Genomic DNA, 21,472 nt, shown 5'->3' on the forward strand with positions numbered 1-21,472 from the left:
GTTTCCTACCTTTTCAATGGCTCTGGGGGAACTGGTTTCTTGCGAATTCTTGGGCAGAACGGGGAATCGGCCCCATTGACCGTCCAGATACAAATCGAGGCTGGGAGCCTGGCCGCAGGGCGGATAATCCGCTCAACGAAACCAGGCTGCCAACCTCGAAGATTCGCGTGGCGTGTCCGAGGCCAGTGCTGCCAAGCAGCACTGCCCAAGCAGGCGACACGCCATGCTCACCACTGACCAGGCCGCTATTAGCGACGCAGGCCCAGACGACCGATCAGGGCGCTGTAACGAGTGGTGTCTTTACCCTTCAGGTAGTCCAGCAGCTTACGACGCTGGTTAACCATACGGATCAGGCCACGACGCGAGTGGTGGTCTTTACCGTTGGCCTTGAAGTGGCCTTGCAGCTTGTTGATGTTCGCGGTCAGCAGAGCAACCTGAACTTCTGGGCTACCGGTGTCGCCAACGGCTTGCTGGTAGTCGGTAACGATTTGAGCTTTTTCTTCAACGCTGAGGGCCATGAGGCATCTCCAGTTAAACGGATCCCGCGAGCGGGGTCCAATAGGCCAGGGACGAAACCCTGTATTAATAAAAGAGGTGTGACCGTGCCTACTGACAGCCATCCTCGTGTCCACCTGTGCCGGCACACGCCGTCACAGGTGGTATCGGTCATTCCGACCGAATCAAGCGACGCGGCGCAATGCGCCCGTCTTCGCTCACTTCACCGATACCGATGAAGCGACCGGTGTGATCTTGTACCCGGACCATGCCGAACTGCGGGCCTTCCGGCGCACGCACGGCCTGGCCATGCAGCCAGTAGAACGCGCTGTGCTCGGACAACTGCACCAGCGGCCAGTCCAGCAGCCCGCTGTCGGACGGCATGAGGAAGCGGTCTAGCGCTTCGTTGCCACCGTCAGCGTGAGCCTGCTCGAGCTCTTCGAGGGTCACGGTCTGTGCCAGCTCGAAGGGCCCGGCCTGGGTCCGGCGCAGCTCGGCGACGTAGGCGCCACAGCCCAACACCTCACCGATATCCTCCACCAGGGTGCGGATATAGGTGCCCTTGCTGCAACCGACCGTCAGGCGTGCACGGGTGCCTTCGCACTCGAGCAGTTCCAGACGGTGAATAGTAACAGAACGCGCCTCGCGCTCCACTACCTCTCCTGCACGTGCCAGCTTGTACAGCGGCTGGCCGTCACGCTTGAGGGCCGAGTACATCGGCGGTATCTGGCTGATCGGGCCACGAAAACCCGGCAGGGCCGCTTCGATGTCGGCGCGACCAACGGTCACGTCGCGGGTCTGCAGGACTTCGCCTTCGGCATCCGCGGTGGTCGTAGTCTGCCCCAGTTGCATGACCGTTTCGTATCCCTTGTCGGAATCGAGCAGGTACTGCGAAAACTTGGTGGCTTCGCCGAAGCACAGCGGCAGCACGCCGCTGGCCAGTGGGTCGAGGCTACCGGTGTGGCCTGCCTTTTCGGCATTGAGCAGCCAGCGGACCTTCTGCAAGGCAGCGTTGGAGGTGAACCCCAACGGCTTGTCGAGCAGGATGATGCCGCTGACGTTGCGGCGGATTCGTTTGACCTGGGCCACCCGTTACTCCTTGGTGTCCGGCTCGTCGGAATCCTGATGCTGACGGTCTTCAGCGACCGCACGCTCGATCAGGGCCGACAGGTGAACACCGCGGCTGACGCTTTCATCGTAATGGAAATGCAGTTGCGGCACGCTGCGCAGCTGCATCGAGCGGCCCAGGTGCAGACGCAGGAAGCTCGCGGCGTTGTTCAACGCCTTGACCGACTGCTTGACCGCATCAGGCGCGTCTTCCTGGCCCATGACGGTGATGAACACCTTGGCATGGCCCACGTCGCGGCTGACGTCGACGGCGGTGATGGTCACCAGGCCGACGCGCGGATCTTTGACTTCACGGCGGATCAGCTCGGCCAGCTCACGCTGCATCTGATCGCCAATGCGTTGGGTACGGCTATATTCTTTTGCCATTGATTTGCTACCTGTAGCTTAAAGCGGCAAACGCCCGGCCAGGCGTGAAGCCTGACCGGGCGCTACCTGCAGAGGCGTTGCCAACCGCCCTGGGGCGGGGCATCTGCCAGCCCGACCCTTACAGGGTACGAGCCACCTGGACTTTCTCGAAGACTTCGATCTTGTCGCCGACCTTGACGTCGTTGTAGCTCTTGACGCCAATACCGCACTCCATGCCCGAGCGAACTTCGGCCGCGTCGTCCTTGAAGCGACGCAGCGATTCCAGCTCGCCTTCGAAGATCACAACGTCGTCGCGCAGTACGCGGATCGGACGGTTGCGGTGAACGGTACCTTCGATGACCATACAGCCAGCGATGGCGCCGAACTTCGGCGAACGGAACACGTCACGCACTTCGGCGACGCCCAGGATGTTCTCGCGAACATCGCTGCCGAGCATGCCGGTCAGGGCTTTCTTGACGTCTTCGATGATGTCGTAGATCACGTTGTAGTAACGCATATCCAGACCTTCCTGCTCGACGATCTTCCGTGCACCGGCATCGGCACGCACGTTGAAGCCGAACAGCACCGCGTTGGACGCCAGGGCCAGGTTGGCATCGCTCTCGGTGATACCACCGACGCCACCACCAATCACACGGACCTGCACTTCGTCGTTGCCCAGACCGCCGAGCGAACCGTTGAGCGCCTCGAGCGAACCACGAACATCGGTCTTGAGGACGATGTTGAGGGTCTTCTTCTCGGCCTGGCCCATGTTCTCGAAGATGTTTTCCAGCTTGCCGGCGTGAGCACGGGCCAGCTTGACCTCGCGGTACTTGCCTTGACGGAACAGGGCAACTTCGCGGGCTTTCTTCTCGTCAGCCACAACCGACAGCTCGTCACCGGCTTCCGGCGTGCCATCCAGACCGAGGATCTCGACCGGGATCGACGGGCCAGCTTCCTTCACAGGCTTGCCGTTCTCGTCGAGCATGGCGCGAACGCGGCCATAGTTGGAGCCGCACAGGACCATGTCGCCCTGACGCAGCGTACCGTCCTGAACCAGGATGGTGGCAACCGGGCCACGGCCCTTGTCGAGGCGCGATTCAACCACCACACCACGGCCTGGGGCCGTCGGCGTAGCGGTCAGTTCGAGAACCTCGGCCTGCAGCAGCACGGCTTCGAGCAGTTCGTCGACACCGGTACCCATCTTCGCCGAAACCTTGACGAACGGCGTGTCACCACCCCATTCCTCGGAGGTCACGCCTTCGACGGACAGCTCGTTGCGGATACGATCGAGGTCAGCACCCGGCTTGTCGATCTTGTTCACTGCAACCACCAGCGGGACGCCAGCTGCCTTGGCATGCTGAACGGCTTCGCGGGTCTGCGGCATCACGCCGTCGTCCGCCGCCACCACCAGGATGACGATGTCGGTCGCCTTGGCACCACGGGCACGCATCTGGGTAAACGCAGCGTGACCTGGGGTGTCGAGGAAGGTGACCATGCCACGATCGGTTTCGACGTGGTAGGCACCGATGTGCTGGGTGATACCACCGGCTTCGCCAGCGGCAACCTTGGCACGACGGATGTAGTCGAGCAGCGAGGTCTTACCGTGGTCGACGTGGCCCATGACGGTCACGACCGGAGCACGCGAGCTGGCTTCACCTTCGAACTTCAGCGATTCGGCCAGGGAGTCTTCCAGAGCAGTGTCGCTGACCAGGGTGACCTTGTGGCCCAGCTCTTCGGCTACCAGTTGAGCGGTTTCCTGGTCGAGCACCTGGTTGATGGTGACCGGAGTACCCATCTTGAACATGAACTTGACCACTTCAGCGCCCTTGACGGACATCTGGTTGGCCAGCTCGGAAACCGTGATGGTCTCGCCGATGCTCACGGCACGGATAACCGGGCCGGTTGGGCTCTGGAAGCCATGCGCGTTGCGCTTCTTCAGCTTGCCCTTGCCACGGCCACCGCGACGGAAGCTGTCGCTTTCTTCTTCGGTGGTACGTGGAGCGGCACGCGGGGTCGGGGCCTTTTCTTTCTCTTTGACCTTGACCTTGATGGAGACGCGCGGCGCTTCGGTACGACCGCCACGACGATCTTCATCGCGGGTACGGTTTTCGGTGCGACGTGCTTCTTCTTTCTTGCGCTCTGCTGCGCGGACCGCCGCTTCTTCGCTCACAGGTGCCTGGGCAGCAGCTGCCGGGGCCGGTGCTGCTGCGGAGGCCGCGGCAGGTACTGGCTCGGGCTTGCTGGCAACAGCAGCCTGCGGGGCATCGCGGTCAGCAATACGCTGACGCGAATCAATGTTGGCTTTTTCACGTGCGGCGTTTTCAGCGGCGCGACGCTCTTCCAGCTCGCGGTTCTGCTCAGCCTGGATCTCTTCCGGGCTGCGCTGAACGAAAACCTTCTTCTTGCGTACTTCTACGCTGATGCTCTTGCTACCGGCGACACGCAGGGTGCTGGTGGTTTTGCGCTGCAAGGTGATCTTGCGCGGCTCTTCCACTTTAGCCTTGTGGCTGCTCTTCAAATGAGTCAGCAATGCCTGCTTCTCACTGTCGGTCACTACCTGACCGGCGTCGGTGTGCGGCAGACCTGCCTCACGCATCTGCTGCAGCAGGCGCTCAACCGGTGCAGCGACCTCTTGGGCCAATTCTTTCACCGTGACTTGCGTCATGCACTTCTCTCCTCAGGCCGCGCCTAATTACTCGAACCAGTGGGCTCGGGCGGCCATGATCAACTTGCCGGCACGCTCTTGGTCGATGCCGTCGATGTCGAGCAGGTCGTCAATCGACTGCTCGGCCAGGTCTTCGCGGGTAACCACGCCGCGCACCGCCAGTTCGGCCGCCAGGTCCTTGTCCATACCCTCAAGAGAGAGCAGGTCTTCGGCCGGATGGGCGTCTGCCAGTTTTTCCTCGGTAGCGATGGCTTTGGTCAACAGGCGGTCCTTGGCACGAGCACGCAGCTCGTTGACGATATCCTCGTCGAAGCCATCGATGTTGAGCATTTCTTCCAACGGTACGTAGGCAATTTCTTCCAGGCTGGTGAAGCCTTCGTCGACCAGCACCTGTGCCAGCTCTTCGTCGACTTCCAGCTCGTCGATGAAGTTGCGCAGGATGTCGCCGGTCTCGGCTTGCTGTTTGGCCTGGATGTCCTTCTCGGTCATCACGTTCAGGGTCCAGCCGCTGAGCTGGCTTGCCAGGCGAACGTTCTGACCACCACGACCGATGGCCTGGGCCAGGTTGTCCTCGGCCACGGCGATATCCATGGCGTGGGCATCCTCGTCAACGATGATCGCCGCGACTTCAGCCGGCGACATGGCGTTGATTACGAACTGCGCGGGGTTCTCGTCCCACAGGACGATATCCACACGCTCACCGCCCAACTCGCCGGACACCGCCTGCACACGCGAACCGCGCATGCCGATACAGGCACCTTGCGGGTCGATGCGCTTGTCCTTGGAGCGTACGGCGATCTTGGCGCGCGAGCCCGGATCACGGGAAGCGGCCATGACCTCGATGAGGCCTTCGGCGATTTCCGGCACTTCGATGCGGAACAGTTCGATCAGCATCTGTGGCGCAGTACGCGACAGGATCAGCTGCGGACCGCGGTTCTCGGTGCGGATTTCCTTCAACAGCGCGCGCAAGCGCACGCCGACGCGGAAGGTTTCGCGTGGGATGATGTCTTCGCGTGCCAGCAACGCCTCGGCGTTGTTGCCCAGGTCGACGATGACGTTGTCGCGGGTCACCTTTTTAACGGTACCGGAGATGATCTCGCCAACGCGTTCGCGGTAGGCGTCGACCACTTGGGCGCGCTCGGCTTCACGGACTTTCTGGACGATGACCTGCTTGGCGGTCTGAGCGGCGATACGACCGAATTCGATAGACTCGATCTTCTCCTCGATCACGTCACCGACCTTGGCTTCAGGGTGGGTTACGTGGATCTTTTCCAGCCAGGTCTCGATCGCCGGATCATCAAGATCGGCTTCATCGACCACGGTCCAGCGACGGAAGGTCTCGTAGCTACCGGTGTGGCGGTTGATTTCCACACGCAGGTCGACTTCGTCCTCAAAACGTTTTTTGGTTGCAGTGGCCAGCGCCACTTCCAACGCCTCGAAAATGACGTCGGGTGGTACACCCTTTTCGTTGGATACCGATTCAACAACCAGCAGTACTTCTTTGCTCATCGTACGCCTCGCCTTGCGCAAGCCATTGGGCCCGGATAGTCCGTCGGGTCCGGCACGTCTCAGTCAAAACTGGGAATAATATTGGCCTTGTCGATCGAGTCGATCGGCAACAGAAACTCTTGATCGTCAACCTGGACGATCACGTCCTGATCCTCCACGCCGCGGAGAAGGCCCTGGAAGTTGCGACGCCCCTCGAAGGGTGAACGCAGCTTGATCTTCACTTGTTCGCCGGCATGCAAGGCAAACTGTTCAAGCGTGAACAGCGGGCGATCCATGCCAGGCGAGGACACCTCAAGGGTATATTCAGCGCTGATCGGATCTTCCACATCGAGAACACTGCTGCACTGATGACTGACCTTTGCACAGTCGTCCACCAGTACGCCGTCTTCCTTGTCGATGTAGATACGCAAGACCGAATGCTTGCCCTGGGAGATAAACTCGATCCCCCAGCATTGATAGCCCAGACCCTCGACAACCGGGGCCAACAAGGCCTGCAACTGTTCTAGCTTGCTCGACACCTGAACCCCCTCGTGCATGCTGTGCAAATAAAAAATGGGCGAAGCGCCCATCCCTGAAAGCGCCGTTGGACAACGACGCCAAAAACTGTTCGGCTAGCAAAAAGCCCCTGAAAAGGGGCTCCGCTGAAGCTGGTTGCGGGGGCTGGATTTGAACCAACGACCTTCGGGTTATGAGCCCGACGAGCTACCAAGCTGCTCCACCCCGCGACAAAGCTGGGGCGAAAGTATAAGACCGAACCCCGTACGGGGTCAAATCCGACCTCCACCTACAAGAAAGCCCGCTAAAGCGGGCTCTCTTGCTTCAATTGGTACCGAGAAGGGGACTCGAACCCCTACACCCTATGGGCACAACCACCTCAAGGTTGCGTGTCTACCAATTCCACCACCTCGGCAATACTACATTTGAAACCCGTTACTTCTGCTCTTCGGTCGAAGGAGGAACATCACCTGTTGGGGCGGTGTTGCTCTTTTGTTCCTGGAGCACCGGTACATCATCATTAACTGCCGGCTTCTGCTCTTTCACTTCAAGTACTGCGGGATCTGGCAAACCGGCTTGAGTCAGCTGGTGGGCCTGCTCCTTTGCGAAGTATCCTAACCCAAGTGCGGTCAGAAAGAAAGTAGCAGCAAGTATAGCAGTGAATTTACTTAGGAAGGTTGCAGAACCTTGGCTGCCGAACACAGTGTTTGAGGCCCCTGCGCCGAACGATGCACCTGCTTCCGCACCTTTACCCTGTTGCAGCAATACCAGCGCTACCAGCGCCAGTGCAGCCAACAGATGAAAAACAACTACGACTGTTTCCATCATTTGTTCAGTTTCCTGCGGCGCGACAAATTGCACCGAATTCGTCTGCGTTCAGGGACGCTCCACCAATGAGCCCCCCATCGATATCCGGCATGCCGAACAGTTCGGCCGCATTGGCCGCCTTCACGCTGCCGCCGTAGAGAAGCTGCACACCTTCGGCAACTTCAGCGTCCTGCGCCGCCAACTGCTGGCGGATGGCAGCATGCACATCCTGAGCTTGTTGGGGCGAGGCCGTAAGACCTGTACCAATGGCCCATACAGGCTCATAGGCAATTACTGCATTGGCGAAAGCACTAACACCGAACGCGTCGATGATACTGCTTAGTTGACGCCCGACAACTTCAAGCGTCTTGCCTGCTTCGCGCTCTTCGAGGGTTTCCCCTACGCAGAGCACTGGCTTCAAACCGGCGGCCTGGGCCGCTGCAAACTTGCGATTGAGCACTTCATCGCTTTCGCCGATAACCTGGCGACGCTCCGAGTGCCCTATCAGCACCAACTTGCAACCGACTTCAGCCAACTGACTCGGTGCAACTTCGCCGGTCAGTGCGCCCTGTTCGGACTGTACAGCAGAATTCTGTGCGCCTACGACAATTTTCGTCTTGGCCAGGCCATCAATTACAGTATTGATGAACAAGGCAGGCGGAAATACCGCAACTTCGATACCGCTCGACAGGCTCAATTGACTCAAGCCCTGGGTCAGCTCAGCGACGCTGGCGCGGGTACCGTGCATCTTCCAGTTACCAGCTACCATGGGGCGACGCATGCTTTACCTCGTCGGTCAAAGTGGGCGCAGATCTTACCCAACAGGATCTGCGCTGGCAAGGGCCTTTACGCACAAACTTCAGTAACCAGTTTGGCCAGGGCTTCGGCATGGCCGCGAACCTGGTTTTCATCGTCACCTTCGACCATCACCCGCACCAGCGGCTCGGTGCCGGATTTGCGCAGCAGCACGCGCCCACGACCGGCCATGGCTTCGGTCACCTTGGCGCTGGCCTCTTTCACCCGCGGGTTCTCCAGCGGGTCTTCGGAGCCTGCGGCATAGCGCACGTTGATCAGCACCTGCGGGCATTTGCGCAAGACCTGGCGCGACTGTGCGAGGTTCTCGCCGCGGCGCTTGAGGGCCATCAGCACCTGCAGCGCGGCAATGATCGCATCGCCGGTGCTGGTGTGGTTGCAGCACACCACGTGCCCGGAGTTTTCGCCGCCGATCAGCCAGTCGCGCTCGATCAGCTCGGCCATCACGTAACGGTCACCGACCTTGGCCCGCACGAAGGGGATCTCAAGCTCCTTGAGGGCCAGTTCCAGGCCGAGGTTGCTCATCAGGGTACCTACCACCCCACCCTGCAGCTTGCCGCGCTCCTGGAGGTCTCTGGCGATGATGAACAGCAGTTCGTCGCCGTCGACGATCGCGCCGGTGTGATCGACCATCAACACCCGATCGCCGTCACCGTCAAAGGCGATGCCCAGGTCGGCGTGGCCGACCAGCACGGCGGCCTGCAACGACTCGATGTGGGTCGAACCGCAGTTGAGGTTGATGTTCAGGCCGTTCGGCTCGGCGTTCAGCACCGTGACGTCGGCGCCCAGCTCGCGGAACACGCTCGGCGCGACTTTGTAGGTGGCACCGTGGGCGCAGTCGATGACCAGCTTGAGGCCTTCGAAGCTGGTGCTGCTCGGCACGCTGCTCTTGCAGAATTCGATGTAGCGACCGGCGGCGTCGTTGATCCGCGACACCTTGCCGAGCTTGCTCGACTCGACCACGGTCATCGGCTGATCGAGCAACTCTTCGATCATCAGCTCGACTTCGTCCGGCAGCTTGGTGCCCTGGCCCGAGAAGAACTTGATGCCGTTGTCGTCGTGCGGGTTGTGCGAGGCACTGATGACGATGCCCGCCTCGGCGTGGAAGGTGCGGGTCAGGTAGGCGATGGCCGGGGTCGGCATCGGCCCGAGCAGCATCACGTCGGCGCCGGCCGCAGACAACCCGGCCTCCAGCGCGGATTCGAACATGTAGCCGGAAATGCGCGTGTCCTTGCCGACCAGTACGCGGCAGGCACCCTGCTTGCGGAAGGCCATGCCCGCCGCCCAGCCGAGTTTCAGCATGAAGTCCGGGGTGATCGGAGAGACGCCAACGCGGCCACGGATACCATCGGTACCAAAGTATTTTCTGCTCATAGGAACTCCAGTGTTCTTATTCGGCGTTCTGCACGGCGGCGATCATGCGCACCACATCGACGGTCTCGGCCACATCATGCACACGCAGGATGCTCGCGTGCTTGGTCACGGCCAGGGCGGCCAGGGCCAAGCTGCCAAACAGCCGCTGATCGACCGGACGGTTCAAGGTCAGGCCAACCATGCTCTTGCGCGAAACGCCCACCAGGAGCGGGCGCCCCAGGCGGTACAGCGCTTCCATGTGCTTGAACAGGCTGAGGTTGTGCTCGAGGGTCTTGGCGAAGCCGAAACCCGGGTCGAGGATGATGCGCTCGGCGCCGATGCCAGCTGCGGCACAAGCGGCCATACGCGCTTCAAGGTAGCGCGTCACGTCGACGGTCACATCGTCGTAATGCGGGTTGTCCTGCATGTTGTCCGGGTCACCGCGCATGTGCATCAGGCACACCGGCAGGCCGGTCGCCGCAGCGGCATCCAGCGCACCGTCGCGCTCCAGGGCGCGCACGTCGTTGATCAGGCCAGCACCCAGGCGGGCGGATTCGCGGATGACCGCAGGGGTCGAGGTGTCGACCGAGATCACCACGTCGAGGCGGCTGTTGATCGCCTCGACCATCGGTGCCACGCGCTCGAGCTCTTCGGTGACGGACACCGCGCGCGCGCCGGGGCGAGTGGACTCGCCGCCGATGTCGATTAAGGTGGCGCCGGCAGCGACCATGGCCTCTGCATGGCGCAGGGCCTCGTCGCGCTGGCTGAAACGGCCACCGTCGGAGAACGAATCAGGGGTGATATTGAGAATACCCATCACATGGGTACGCGACAAATCAAGAACCCGGTTGCCGCAAGGCAACCGGGTCGGGTACAGCTGTGAGGTCATGATAACCCTTAGTGTTGAGCCGCTGGACCGCCGATCGGCGACTCCGGACGATCACCCTGGGACGCCGTGCCAGAGGTACCGGCATCGTTGTTGTCCCAGTCGCGAGGCTCGCGCGGCGTACGACCGGCCATGATGTCGTCGATCTGATCGGCATCGATGGTTTCGTACTTCATCAGGGCATCGGCCATGGCGTCAAGCTTGTCGCGGTTCTCGGTGAGAATCTGCTTGGCGGTGGCATAGCACTGGTCGATGATGCTGCGCACTTCGGAGTCGATGAGCTTGGCGGTCTCGCCGGAAACGCTGGTGTGCTGCGAGCCGGCGCTGCGACCGAGGAACACTTCACCCTCTTCTTCGGCGTACATCAGCGGGCCGAGCTTCTCGGACAGGCCCCACTTGGTGACCATGTTCCGGGCGATCTGGCTGGCACGCATGATGTCGTTGGAGGCACCGGTGGTGACGCCATCGAAGCCCAGGGTCATTTCTTCGGCGATACGGCCGCCGTACAGCGAGCAGATCTGGCTGATCAGCGCGCGCTTGGACAGGCTGTAGCGGTCTTCTTCGGGGAGGAACATGGTCACGCCCAGGGCACGGCCACGCGGAATGATCGAGACCTTGTAGACCGGATCATGCTCAGGCACCACGCGACCGACGATGGCGTGACCCGCCTCGTGGAACGCCGTGTTGCGCTTCTCTTTCTCGGACATGACCATCGATTTGCGCTCGGCGCCCATCATGATCTTGTCCTTGGCCAGCTCGAATTCCTTCATCTCGACCACACGCTTGCTCGAACGCGCGGCGAACAGCGCCGCTTCGTTGACCAGGTTGGCCAGGTCGGCACCGGAGAAGCCAGGGGTACCACGGGCGATGACCGCCGGATTGACGTTGTCGCCAATCGGCGCCTTGCGCATGTGCACCTTGAGGATCTGCTCACGGCCACGGATGTCCGGCAGGCCTACCACCACCTGGCGGTCGAAACGACCTGGACGCAGCAGCGCCGGGTCGAGCACGTCCGGACGGTTGGTCGCGGCGATGACGATGATGCCGTCGTTGACTTCGAAGCCGTCCATCTCGACCAGCAACTGGTTGAGGGTCTGCTCACGCTCGTCGTGACCACCGCCCATGCCGGCGCCACGGTGGCGGCCGACGGCGTCGATCTCGTCGATGAAGATGATGCACGGTGCGTGCTTCTTGGCTTGCTCGAACATGTCACGGACGCGGCTTGCACCGACACCGACGAACATCTCGACGAAGTCCGAACCGGAAATGGTGAAGAACGGCACCTTGGCTTCGCCGGCGATGGCCTTGGCCAGCAGGGTCTTACCGGTCCCCGGCGGGCCCACCATCAGCACGCCACGCGGGATACGGCCGCCCAGGCGCTGGAACTTGCCCGGATCACGCAGGAACTCGACCAGCTCGCCGACTTCTTCCTTGGCCTCGTCGCAACCGGCGACGTCAGCCAGGGTGGTCTTGACCTGGTCTTCGGAGAGCAGGCGCGCCTTGCTCTTGCCGAAACTCATCGGCCCGCCTTTACCGCCTGCCCCACCCTGCATCTGGCGCATGAAGAACATGAACACCGCGATGATCACCAGGATCGGGAAGCTGGCCACCAGGAGCTGGGTCCAGATGCTTTGCTGCTCGGGCTGTTTACCTTCGACAACAACGTTGTTGTTGACCAGGTCGCCGATCAGGCCGTTGTCGGCGATGGCCGGACGCACGGTCTTGAAGTTGTCGCCATCGGTGCGCTTGCCGGTAATGACGGCACCGTCGACCGTGACGCGCTCGACCTTACCGTCCTTGACCTGCTGAATGAAGTCAGAGTAGTTGAGGGTCTGCGGCTCGTTCGGGCTGGAGAAGTTGTTCATCACCGTCACAAGGACGGCGGCAATGATCAACCACAGGATCAGATTCTTTGCCATGTCGTTCAATTAGCTACCCTCTGAGGTCGGCGCAACGACGCAGCCGTGCCTCGCATGATATTCATCGCCCTAACTTACTACATTACCCACGCAACCGCAGGCACCGTCTGTAACCCTTTGTGAAACAGAGACTACACGAAGTTCGGACGATCCTGACGCAGTGGCCGATTGGAATTAACTATCGTCCACTGCTCAAGCCGCCATCTCACGCCCCCTTGAAGCCTCTCGCCAGCATGTACTGCTCGCGGGAGCGATCCCGGGAGGAGGACGGCTTGCGCATCTGTACCTTGTCGAACTTGCTGCGCACGTCCTTCAGAAACACATCGAAACCTTCACCCTGGAAGATCTTGATCAGGAAATCGCCACCCGGACGCAGCACTCGGGTCGAAAGGTCCAGCGCCAACTCGCAGAGGAACATGGCGCGCGGCATGTCCACTTCAGGCGTACCACTCATATTGGGGGCCATATCGGAAATCACAAGGTCCACGTGCGAATTGCCCACGGCCTCGAGAATGCTCTGCAGCACGGCATCTTCGGTAAAGTCACCCTGAATGAAGGTGACGTCAGGGATCGAGTCCATTTCGAGGATGTCGGAGGCGATCAGCCGGCCCTGGCCACCAATCAGACGACTGGTCACCTGCGACCAGCCCCCTGGCGCGGCGCCCAGGTCGATCACGCTCATGCCAGGACGGATCAACTTGTCCTTTTCCTGGATCTCAAGCAGCTTGTAGCTGGCTCGCGAGCGATAGCCATCCTTCTGCGCCTGTTTGACGAAAGGGTCGTTGAAATGCTCTCTCAGCCAGTTATGGCTGCTCTTGGAACGCTGTACCACGGTACACCTCGATGAATAGCGTCGTGATTGACTGGGCGCAGCCACGGGCCCTCGGGTAAAATGGCTACCAATTTTACAGAATCAGACGAAAAGGGTCAGATTATGCCGCTCAATAACGAGCAGAAGAAGCAGTACAAGTCTATTGGTCACGACCTCAAGCCGGTCCTGATCGTTGCCGGCAACGGCCTGAACGAAGGCGTCATCGCCGAACTGGAACGGGCGTTGGCCGACCATGAACTGATCAAGGTCGAAATTCGCTCCGAAGATCGCGAAGAACGTAAAGCCGCTATCGCCGGCCTGTGCAAGGCTGGCCGCGCCGAACTGGTGCAGACCATCGGCAAGAAAGCCCTGATCTACCGCAAGAACCCGCAACCGAACAAGCAACTGTCGAACATCCACCGCTTCAAGTAACGGTGGCTCCAGTCAGCGGCGCGTATGACGCGCCCTGACCGGGACCGGCTGGGCAACCAGCACGATGCCGGAAAACCCCAGCACCAGAAAGCAGAACATCTGCCAGCGTTCGCCCACGGATATCCCGTAGCGTAGCGTGTAGTAGCTGACGCAGGCGGCAAAGCCGAGCAGCAGCATCTGGCCGCGAAACTGCTGCCACCAGGCCGCCAGGCCATCCACCCTCGCCAATACCGCCAGCTGGGTCAGCAGACCGAGCAAAGCCACGCCTATCAACCAGCGGTCGATCTGCGCAGCCACGTCCTGGACCAGCAAGGGCGCCAGGCCACTGACTTTGAGCGCCGGCACCAACCCCACGTGAAACACCCACAAGCCGCCGACCCAGAATACCTGGGCCAGCTGCCAGAGGATCCCCTCGAGGGATGGCGCCCGCAAGCGCCGGTCAGATGTGCTGGACTTCGACAATCTCGTACTCGACCGTGCCGCTTGGCGTCTTGATGACGACGATGTCGCCTTCTTCCTTGCCGATGATGGCACGCGCAATCGGCGCACCGGCCGACAGCTTGCCGAGCTTGATGTTGGCTTCGTCCTCGCCAACGATCTGGTATTTAACCCGCTCGTCGGTCTCGGTGTTGGCCAGCTCTACCGTCGTGCCGAAAATGACCTTGCCGGTATGGGCAATGCTGGTCACGTCGATCACGACCGAGTTCTGCAGACGACCTTCGATGTCGCGGATGCGCGCTTCGACCATGCCCTGCTCTTCGCGGGCGGCATGGTATTCGGCGTTTTCCTTGAGGTCGCCCAGCTCACGGGCCTCACCAATGGCCTGACTCAAGCGCGGGCGCTCGGTCTTGGACAGGAACAGGTGCTCTTCTTCCAGGGCGCGAGCGCCCTGGACGGTCATCGGGTATTTGGTAATGCTCATGCTTTGAGTCCTGCATGCAGATCCTGCAAGCGACGAACGGTCTTTTCAGGCCCGAATTTCAGCGCTTCACAGATGGCTTCACCGGCCGCAATGGTGGTCGTGCAGTAGATCTTGTGCTGCAGCGCATTGCGACGAATCGAGTAGGAGTCAGCGATCGACTGACGGCCTTCGGTGGTGTTGATGATCAGCGACACTTCGTCGTTCTTGATCATGTCGACCACGTGCGGACGACCTTCGGTCACCTTGTTCACGCGACGCACTTTCAGGCCAGCCGCCTCGATCACCTTGGCGGTGCCGACCGTGGCCACCACTTCGAAGCCCAGGGCGATCAGGTCGCGGGCCACGCCAGCCACTTGTGGCTTGTCGTCGTCACGCACGCTGATGAACGCGGTACCGCCGGTCGGCAGCACTTCGCTGGCGCCCATCTGGGCCTTGGCGAAGGCTTCACCGAAGCTGTCGCCGACACCCATGACTTCACCGGTCGATTTCATCTCAGGGCCGAGGATCGGGTCAACCCCTGGGAACTTGGCGAACGGGAAGACGGCTTCCTTGACGCTGTAGAAGTTCGGGATGATTTCTTTGGTGAAACCGATCTCTTTCAGGGTTTTGCCGGCCATGACGCGGGCAGCGATCATCGCCAGCGAGGTGCCGATGCACTTGGACACGAACGGTACGGTACGCGAGGCGCGCGGGTTGACTTCGATCACGTAGATCTTGTCGCCCTGCAGGGCCAGCTGCACGTTCATCAGGCCGACAACGCCCAGTTCCAGGGCCATTTTCTTGACCTGGTCGCGGACTTCGTCCTGCACGTGGGCAGGCAGCGAGTACGGTGGCAGCGAGCACGCCGAGTCACCGGAGTGAACGCCGGCCTGTTCGATGTGCTGCATGATCGCGCCGATCACCACGTCGGTGCCGTCGCAGACCGCATCCACGTCCATCTCGATGGCGCAGTTGAGGAAGTGGTCGAGCAGCACTGGGCTGTCGTTGGACACTTGTACCGCTTCACGCAGGTAGCGCTTGAGCTCGTCCAGTTCGTAGACGATTTCCATGGCGCGGCCGCCCAGTACGTACGAAGGACGCACGACCAGCGGGTAACCGATCACGCCGGCAGCACGAATCGCTTCGTCTTCGCTGCGCACGGTGGCGTTTGGCGGCTGCAGCAGGTTCAGGCGCTGGACCATCTGCTGGAAGCGCTCACGGTCTTCGGCACGGTCGATCGAGTCCGGGCTGGTACCGATGATCGGTACGCCGGCTTCTTCCAGGGCGCGGGCCAGTTTCAGCGGGGTCTGGCCGCCGTAATGCACGATCACGCCTTTCGGCTTCTCGACGCGGACCACTTCGAGCACGTCTTCCAGGGTCAGCGGCTCGAAGTACAGGCGGTCGGAGGTGTCGTAGTCGGTGGAGACGGTTTCCGGGTTGCAGTTGACCATGATGGTCTCGTAACCGTCTTCACGCAGGGCCAGTGCCGCGTGTACGCAGCAGTAGTCGAACTCGATGCCCTGGCCGATACGGTTAGGGCCGCCACCCAGGATCATGATCTTGTCGCGGGTCGACGGGTTGGCCTCGCACTCTTCCTCGTAGGTCGAGTACAGGTAGGCGGTGTCGGTGGCGAACTCGGCGGCGCAGGTGTCGACGCGCTTGTACACCGGGAACACTTCCAGCTTGTGGCGGTGACGGCGCAGGTTCTTGTCGGTGATACCGAGCAGCACGGCCAGGCGCTGGTCCGAGAAGCCTTTGCGCTTGAGGCGCAGCATCATGGCTTTGTCGATGGCCGACAGGGCCAGGGTCTTGACCTTTTCTTCTTCCTTGATCAGGTCTTCCATCTGCACCAGGAACCAGTGGTCGATACCGGTCAGGGCGAAGATTTCGTCACAGGTCATGCCCGAACGCATGGCGTCGGCGACGTACCAGATACGCTCGGCGCCCGGCACGGTCAGCTCGCGCTTGAGGATACCGGCGGCTTCGGCGCTGGCCAGGTCGACTTTAGGGTCGAGGCCGCAGACACCGACTTCCAGGCCACGCAGGGCTTTCTGCAGGGATTCCTGGAAGGTCCGGCCGATGGCCATGACTTCACCGACCGACTTCATCTGGGTGGTCAGGCGGGCGTCGGCTTTCGGGAATTTCTCGAAGGCGAAGCGCGGCAGCTTGGTGACGACGTAGTCGATCGACGGCTCGAAGGACGCTGGGGTGCGGCCGCCGGTGATGTCGTTCTGCAGTTCGTCGAGGGTGTAACCGACGGCCAGCTTGGCGGCGATCTTGGCGATCGGGAAGCCGGTAGCCTTGGAAGCCAGTGCCGAGGAACGCGATACACGCGGGTTCATCTCGATCACGACCATACGGCCGGTGTCTGGGCAGATACCGAACTGCACGTTGGAACCGCCGGTTTCAACACCGATTTCACGCAGCACCGCCAGCGAGGCGTTGCGCATGATCTGGTATTCCTTGTCGGTCAGGGTCTGTGCCGGCGCCACGGTGATCGAGTCACCGGTGTGCACGCCCATCGGGTCGAAGTTCTCGATCGAGCAGACGATGATGCAGTTGTCCTTCTTGTCGCGGACCACCTCCATCTCGTATTCCTTCCAGCCGATCAGCGATTCGTCGATCAGCAGCTCTTTGGTCGGCGACAGGTCCAGACCACGGGCGCAGATTTCTTCGAATTCTTCACGGTTGTAGGCGATGCCGCCACCGGTGCCGCCCATGGTGAACGACGGACGGATGATGCACGGGAAGCCGAGCTTCTCGAGCACCGCGTTGGCCTCGTCCATGCTGTGGGCGATACCCGAGCGCGGGCATTCCAGGCCGATGTCTTTCATCGCCTTGTCGAAGCGCGAGCGGTCTTCGGCCTTGTCGATGGTGTCAGCGTTGGCGCCGATCATCTCTACGCCGAACTTCTCCAGCACGCCGTGGCGCTCGAGGTCGAGGGCGCAGTTCAGTGCGGTCTGGCCACCCATGGTCGGCAGGACGGCGTCTGGGCGCTCCTGCTCGATGATCTTGGCCACCGACTGCCACTTGATCGGCTCGATGTAGGTGGCGTCGGCCATGTCCGGGTCGGTCATGATGGTGGCCGGGTTGGAGTTCACCAGGATGACGCGGAAACCTTCCTCGCGCAGGGCTTTGCAGGCCTGGGCGCCGGAGTAGTCGAATTCGCAGGCCTGGCCGATCACGATCGGGCCAGCGCCGAGAATCAGGATGCTTTTAATGTCTGTACGTTTTGGCATTGGGTGCTCACTCAAATCCGCGGGTCAAACGGCAAGCCGTCTTGAACATGCTCAGGTCAGGCGCTGCCGGACGCAGCCGGGGCTGGTCCGGGGCCTTGATGCAGAATGCTCAGCGGCGCTTGGCCATGGCATCGATGAAACGATCGAACAGTGGCGCGACGTCGGTCGGGCCCGGGCTCGCTTCAGGGTGACCCTGGAAGCTGAACGCGCTCTTGTCGGTGCGCTCGAGACCCTGCAGGGTACCGTCGAACAGCGACTTGTGGATGGCGCGCACGTTGCCTGGCAGGGTGGCTTCGTCGACGGCGAAACCGTGGTTCTGGCTGGTGATCATGACCACGCCGGTGTCCAGGTCCTGGACCGGGTGGTTGGCACCGTGGTGGCCATGGCCCATCTTCACGGTCTTGGCGCCGGAGGCCAGGGCCAGCAGCTGGTGGCCGAGGCAGATGCCGAAGACCGGGATCTCGGTCTCGAGCACGTCCTTGATCGCCTGGATAGCGTAGTCGCAAGGCTCAGGATCGCCTGGGCCGTTGGACAGGAACACGCCGTCCGGGTTGAGCGCGAGCACGTCGCTGGCCGGGGTCTGGGCAGGCACCACGGTCACGCGGCAGCCGCGGGCGACCAGCATGCGCAGGATGTTCAGCTTGACGCCGTAGTCGAAGGCGACCACGTGGTACGGCAGCTCGGAGGCTTCGAGGGTTGGGTGGCTGTCGGTTTTCAGCTCCCAGACGCTTTCGCGCCACTCGTAGCGCTCTTTGGTCGAGACTTCTTTGGCCAGGTCCATGCCCTTGAGGCCCGGGAAGCCGCGAGCAGCGGCGATCGCGGCTTCTTCGGTGATGTCGTCACCGGCCAGGATGCAGCCGTTCTGAGCGCCTTTTTCACGCAGGATGCGGGTCAGGCGACGGGTGTCGATGCCGGCGATGGCCACGACGTTGTGTTCTTTCAGGTAGTCGGACAGCGACTGGGTCTTGCGCCAGTTGCTGGCAACCAGCGGCAGGTCACGGATGACCAGGCCAGCGGACCAGACACGGTTGGACTCGGCGTCACCCGGGTTGGTCCCGGTGTTGCCGATGTGCGGGTAAGTCAGAGTAACGATTTGCTGGGCGTAGGAAGGGTCTGTAAGGATTTCCTGGTAGCCGGTCATAGCGGTGTTGAACACCACCTCACCAACGGTCTGCCCGTCGGCTCCGATGGCTTCACCGCGAAAAATGCTGCCATCGGCAAGGGCGAGTATGGCTGGCTTAGTCAAGAAGACCTCCCGTAAATCAAGCCTGAAAGGGCGATCGCAGGTTGCAAAAAAGCGGAGTGACGTATGGACACGTCACCCCGCTTCATGTGCTGAATATCTCTGCGCGCTTTTAGTGGACACACTAAAGCTGTAGCTTACAGGAATGAGGGTTTTCGGTCTACCGCATATGTGTCTCTAAAACACAGGATTGCGACAGTCCACCTCATTCCGAGTCGAACCCTTCGCGGGTAAACCCGCTCCCACAAGGAATCGTGCCGAGCCCTCAGGGAGTGACATGCCCGCCCCACAGGGCTCAGACTGAACCCTGTGGGAGCGGGTTTACCCGCGAAGCAGACGCCACCGATCTGGCTGATCAGCGCAGGTCGAGCACGTCCTGCATGTCGTACAGGCCAGGCTCGCGCCCGTCCAGCCACAGCGCGGCTCGCACCGCGCCCTTGGCGAAGGTCATGCGGCTGGAGGCCTTGTGGGTGATCTCGACGCGCTCGCCTTCAGCGGCGAACAGCACGGTGTGGTCACCCACCACGTCACCGGCACGCACGGTGGCGAAGCCGATGGTCTTGCGATCACGCGCGCCGGTCTGGCCTTCGCGGCCGTACACCGCCACTTCAGCCAGGTCACGACCCAACGCCTGGGCCACCACTTCACCCATGCGCAGGGCCGTGCCCGACGGCGCATCGACCTTGTGCCGGTGATGGGCCTCGAGGATCTCGATGTCGACCTCGTCACCCAGCACCCGCGACGCGGTGTCGAGCAACTTCAGGCAGAGGTTCACACCTACGCTGAAGTTGGCGGCAAAGACGATCGGGATCTCTTTGCCCGCTTCGACCAGCAGGGCCTTCTCTTCAGCCGAGAAGCCCGTGGTACCGATGATCATCGCCTTGCCCGCCTTACGGCAGAACGAAAGGTTCTTCAGGGTCACCGAAGGGTGCGTGAAGTCGATCAGCACGTCGAACTCGTCGGCGACCCGCGCCAGGTCATCGGAGATCGGCACGCCGATCCGCCCCAGACCCGCCAGCTCACCGGCATCAGCCCCGACCAGGGTGCTGTCGGGGCGATGGATCGCCGCCGTCAGCCCGGCCTTGGGCGCCTGCTGCTGGACCGCTTCGATCAGCACCTTGCCCATGCGCCCTGCCGCGCCCATTACCGCAATACGTCGCATAGCCTGTTCCTTCTCAGAGATCGCCGAAGAAGCGCTTCACACCCTCGAACCAACCGCTGGCCTTGGGCGAATGGGAGCTGTCACCTTCCAGTGAGTCACGCAGCTCTTCGAGCAGCTCACGCTGACGACGGCTGAGGTTGACCGGGGTTTCCACCGCCACGCGGCACAGCAGGTCGCCCGCCGCACCACCACGCACCGGCGCCACACCCTTGCCACGCAGACGGAACTGCTTGCCGGTCTGGGTGCCTTCAGGGATCTTCAGCTTGACCCGACCGTCGAGGGTCGGCACTTCCAGCTCGCCACCCAGGGCGGCGTCGGTGTAGCTGATCGGCACTTCGCAGTACAGGTGCTTGCCGTCGCGCTGGAAGATCGCGTGCTCACGCACGTTGATCACCACGTACAGGTCGCCGGTCGGGCCGCCATGCGCGCCCGCCTCGCCTTCGCCCGACAGGCGAATGCGGTCGCCGGTGTCGACACCAGGCGGCACCTTGACCGACAGGGTCTTGTATTCCTCGATACGGCCTTCGCCGTGGCACGAGCCGCACGGATCAGTGATGATCTTGCCCTGGCCATGGCAGCGCGGGCAGGTCTGCTGCACCGAGAAGAAGCCTTGCTGCATGCGCACCTGGCCGATGCCGCCGCAGGTTGGGCAGGCCGACGGGGTCGAGCCCTTCTTGGCGCCGCTGCCGTCACACGGCTGGCAGTTGACCAGTGTCGGCACACGGATATTGACCGTGGTGCCGCGCACGGCTTCTTCCAGATTCAGCTCGAGGGTGTAGCGCAGGTCGCTGCCGCGTGCGGCACCGCCACGGCCACCACCCCGGCCACCGCCGAAGAAGTCGCTGAACACATCGCCAAAGATGTCGGAGAAGTTGGCGCCGCCGAAGCCTGCACCGCCGCCGCCCATGCTCGGGTCGACGCCGGCGTGACCGTACTGGTCGAACGCCGCGCGCTTGCTCGCGTCAGACAGCACTTCGTAGGCCTCGTTGGCCTCCTTGAACATGTCTTCCGACTCTTTGTCGCCCGGGTTGCGGTCCGGGTGGTACTTCATCGCCAGGCGGCGATAGGCCTTTTTGAGATCAGCTTCGCTGGCGCCGCGCTCGACACCCAGGACCTCATAATAATCACGCTTGGACATAGGTCATTTGCACCTTGTTGGGCGTCCGGCAGTTGCGCCGCGCCGTCAGCACCCGCCTGAAGCCCACAAATGGCCCCAGGCACATGCTGTAAAAATTCTCGAATTCCAGATACGCCAACGCGGGAGCAAGC

Annotated in this window: 19 protein-coding genes and 2 tRNA genes; 1 reads left to right on the forward strand and 20 read right to left on the reverse strand. The window is 61.7% G+C overall.

The window, feature by feature from the left end; genetic code table 11:
* Window positions 1-248 precede the first annotated feature (248 nt).
* From rpsO to rlmE, 14 genes are all read right to left on the reverse strand, one after another.
* Complete coding sequence (rpsO, locus tag CCOS865_RS03250) at window positions 249-518, reverse strand: 30S ribosomal protein S15 (RefSeq protein ID WP_119137890.1); 270 nt, start codon at window positions 516-518, stop codon at window positions 249-251.
* 148 nt (window positions 519-666) lie between these two features.
* On the reverse strand, window positions 667-1,584 hold the full coding sequence (gene truB, locus CCOS865_RS03255) for a tRNA pseudouridine(55) synthase TruB (protein ID WP_119137892.1): 918 nt from the start codon (window positions 1,582-1,584) through the stop codon (window positions 667-669).
* 3 nt (window positions 1,585-1,587) lie between these two features.
* Complete coding sequence (gene rbfA / locus CCOS865_RS03260) at window positions 1,588-1,989, reverse strand: 30S ribosome-binding factor RbfA (protein ID WP_119137894.1); 402 nt, start codon at window positions 1,987-1,989, stop codon at window positions 1,588-1,590.
* Between the two features lie 118 nt (window positions 1,990-2,107).
* Window positions 2,108-4,633 (reverse strand): translation initiation factor IF-2, encoded by a 2,526-nt coding sequence (infB, locus tag CCOS865_RS03265; RefSeq protein ID WP_119137896.1) that lies wholly within the window; start codon window positions 4,631-4,633, stop codon window positions 2,108-2,110.
* Between the two features lie 27 nt (window positions 4,634-4,660).
* Complete coding sequence (nusA, locus tag CCOS865_RS03270) at window positions 4,661-6,142, reverse strand: transcription termination factor NusA (protein WP_119137898.1); 1,482 nt, start codon at window positions 6,140-6,142, stop codon at window positions 4,661-4,663.
* Window positions 6,143-6,201: 59 nt separating this feature from the next.
* Window positions 6,202-6,660: a ribosome maturation factor RimP gene (gene rimP, locus CCOS865_RS03275; protein ID WP_167469009.1), complete on the reverse strand. Its 459-nt coding sequence runs from the start codon at window positions 6,658-6,660 to the stop codon at window positions 6,202-6,204.
* 130 nt (window positions 6,661-6,790) lie between these two features.
* Window positions 6,791-6,867, reverse strand: a tRNA-Met gene (locus CCOS865_RS03280).
* A 99-nt stretch (window positions 6,868-6,966) separates the two neighbouring features.
* Window positions 6,967-7,052, reverse strand: a tRNA-Leu gene (locus tag CCOS865_RS03285).
* A 20-nt stretch (window positions 7,053-7,072) separates the two neighbouring features.
* Window positions 7,073-7,465 carry a preprotein translocase subunit SecG gene (gene secG, locus CCOS865_RS03290; protein ID WP_119137900.1) on the reverse strand — a complete coding sequence of 131 codons (393 nt, stop codon included), beginning with the start codon at window positions 7,463-7,465 and terminating at the stop codon, window positions 7,073-7,075.
* A 4-nt stretch (window positions 7,466-7,469) separates the two neighbouring features.
* Window positions 7,470-8,225, reverse strand: coding sequence for a triose-phosphate isomerase (gene tpiA / locus CCOS865_RS03295; RefSeq protein ID WP_119137902.1), 756 nt, complete (start codon window positions 8,223-8,225; stop codon window positions 7,470-7,472).
* 65 nt (window positions 8,226-8,290) lie between these two features.
* Entirely contained in the window at window positions 8,291-9,631 is a 1,341-nt protein-coding gene (glmM, locus tag CCOS865_RS03300) for a phosphoglucosamine mutase (RefSeq protein ID WP_119137904.1), read from the reverse strand.
* Window positions 9,632-9,647: 16 nt separating this feature from the next.
* Window positions 9,648-10,499: a dihydropteroate synthase gene (gene folP, locus CCOS865_RS03305; protein WP_119137906.1), complete on the reverse strand. Its 852-nt coding sequence runs from the start codon at window positions 10,497-10,499 to the stop codon at window positions 9,648-9,650.
* An 8-nt stretch (window positions 10,500-10,507) separates the two neighbouring features.
* Entirely contained in the window at window positions 10,508-12,415 is a 1,908-nt protein-coding gene (ftsH, locus tag CCOS865_RS03310; protein ID WP_119137908.1) for an ATP-dependent zinc metalloprotease FtsH, read from the reverse strand.
* A 205-nt stretch (window positions 12,416-12,620) separates the two neighbouring features.
* Window positions 12,621-13,247, reverse strand: a complete 627-nt coding sequence (gene rlmE, locus CCOS865_RS03315; protein ID WP_119137910.1) for a 23S rRNA (uridine(2552)-2'-O)-methyltransferase RlmE — start codon at window positions 13,245-13,247, stop codon at window positions 12,621-12,623.
* 102 nt (window positions 13,248-13,349) lie between these two features.
* Here rlmE and yhbY point away from each other — a divergent pair, with 102 nt between their 5' ends.
* The gene (gene yhbY, locus CCOS865_RS03320; protein WP_119137912.1) at window positions 13,350-13,658 is read left to right on the forward strand and encodes a ribosome assembly RNA-binding protein YhbY; all 309 of its coding nucleotides are present in this window, start codon (window positions 13,350-13,352) and stop codon (window positions 13,656-13,658) included.
* Window positions 13,659-13,670: 12 nt separating this feature from the next.
* Here yhbY and CCOS865_RS03325 read toward each other — a convergent pair whose 3' ends face one another.
* The 6 genes from CCOS865_RS03325 to dnaJ all read right to left on the reverse strand — a co-directional run bounded on the left by CCOS865_RS03325 (window position 13,671) and on the right by dnaJ (window position 21,341).
* On the reverse strand, window positions 13,671-14,120 hold the full coding sequence (locus CCOS865_RS03325) for an MFS transporter (protein WP_119137914.1): 450 nt from the start codon (window positions 14,118-14,120) through the stop codon (window positions 13,671-13,673).
* Window positions 14,098-14,580: a transcription elongation factor GreA gene (gene greA / locus CCOS865_RS03330; protein ID WP_208644490.1), complete on the reverse strand. Its 483-nt coding sequence runs from the start codon at window positions 14,578-14,580 to the stop codon at window positions 14,098-14,100. The genes CCOS865_RS03325 and greA overlap by 23 nt, the downstream gene beginning before the upstream one ends.
* Window positions 14,577-17,798: a carbamoyl-phosphate synthase large subunit gene (carB, locus tag CCOS865_RS03335; RefSeq protein WP_119137916.1), complete on the reverse strand. Its 3,222-nt coding sequence runs from the start codon at window positions 17,796-17,798 to the stop codon at window positions 14,577-14,579. The genes greA and carB overlap by 4 nt, the downstream gene beginning before the upstream one ends.
* Window positions 17,799-17,907: 109 nt before the next feature.
* Complete coding sequence (carA, locus tag CCOS865_RS03340; RefSeq protein ID WP_119137918.1) at window positions 17,908-19,044, reverse strand: glutamine-hydrolyzing carbamoyl-phosphate synthase small subunit; 1,137 nt, start codon at window positions 19,042-19,044, stop codon at window positions 17,908-17,910.
* Between the two features lie 352 nt (window positions 19,045-19,396).
* On the reverse strand, window positions 19,397-20,203 hold the full coding sequence (gene dapB, locus CCOS865_RS03345) for a 4-hydroxy-tetrahydrodipicolinate reductase (RefSeq protein WP_119137920.1): 807 nt from the start codon (window positions 20,201-20,203) through the stop codon (window positions 19,397-19,399).
* 13 nt (window positions 20,204-20,216) lie between these two features.
* Window positions 20,217-21,341 (reverse strand): molecular chaperone DnaJ, encoded by a 1,125-nt coding sequence (dnaJ, locus tag CCOS865_RS03350; RefSeq protein ID WP_119137922.1) that lies wholly within the window; start codon window positions 21,339-21,341, stop codon window positions 20,217-20,219.
* Between the last annotated feature and the right edge of the window lie 131 nt (window positions 21,342-21,472).

The organism is Pseudomonas reidholzensis (genome assembly GCF_900536025.1).
GTDB classification, from domain to species: Bacteria; Pseudomonadota; Gammaproteobacteria; order Pseudomonadales; family Pseudomonadaceae; genus Aquipseudomonas; species Aquipseudomonas reidholzensis.

Excerpts from the sequence above, each read along its gene's own strand:
- secG (WP_119137900.1), bottom strand. The coding sequence starts at position 7,465 with ATGATGGAAACAGTCGTAGTTGTTTTTCATCTGTTGGCTGCACTGGCG.
- rbfA (WP_119137894.1), bottom strand. The coding sequence starts at position 1,989 with ATGGCAAAAGAATATAGCCGTACCCAACGCATTGGCGATCAGATGCAG.
- greA (WP_208644490.1), bottom strand. The coding sequence starts at position 14,580 with ATGAGCATTACCAAATACCCGATGACCGTCCAGGGCGCTCGCGCCCTG.
- tpiA (WP_119137902.1), bottom strand. The coding sequence starts at position 8,225 with ATGCGTCGCCCCATGGTAGCTGGTAACTGGAAGATGCACGGTACCCGC.
- infB (WP_119137896.1), bottom strand. The coding sequence starts at position 4,633 with ATGACGCAAGTCACGGTGAAAGAATTGGCCCAAGAGGTCGCTGCACCG.
- ftsH (WP_119137908.1), bottom strand. The coding sequence starts at position 12,415 with ATGGCAAAGAATCTGATCCTGTGGTTGATCATTGCCGCCGTCCTTGTG.
- glmM (WP_119137904.1), bottom strand. The coding sequence starts at position 9,631 with ATGAGCAGAAAATACTTTGGTACCGATGGTATCCGTGGCCGCGTTGGC.
- nusA (WP_119137898.1), bottom strand. The coding sequence starts at position 6,142 with ATGAGCAAAGAAGTACTGCTGGTTGTTGAATCGGTATCCAACGAAAAG.
- dapB (WP_119137920.1), bottom strand. The coding sequence starts at position 20,203 with ATGCGACGTATTGCGGTAATGGGCGCGGCAGGGCGCATGGGCAAGGTG.
- yhbY (WP_119137912.1), top strand. The coding sequence starts at position 13,350 with ATGCCGCTCAATAACGAGCAGAAGAAGCAGTACAAGTCTATTGGTCAC.
- rpsO (WP_119137890.1), bottom strand. The coding sequence starts at position 518 with ATGGCCCTCAGCGTTGAAGAAAAAGCTCAAATCGTTACCGACTACCAG.
- folP (WP_119137906.1), bottom strand. The coding sequence starts at position 10,499 with ATGACCTCACAGCTGTACCCGACCCGGTTGCCTTGCGGCAACCGGGTT.
- carB (WP_119137916.1), bottom strand. The coding sequence starts at position 17,798 with ATGCCAAAACGTACAGACATTAAAAGCATCCTGATTCTCGGCGCTGGC.
- dnaJ (WP_119137922.1), bottom strand. The coding sequence starts at position 21,341 with ATGTCCAAGCGTGATTATTATGAGGTCCTGGGTGTCGAGCGCGGCGCC.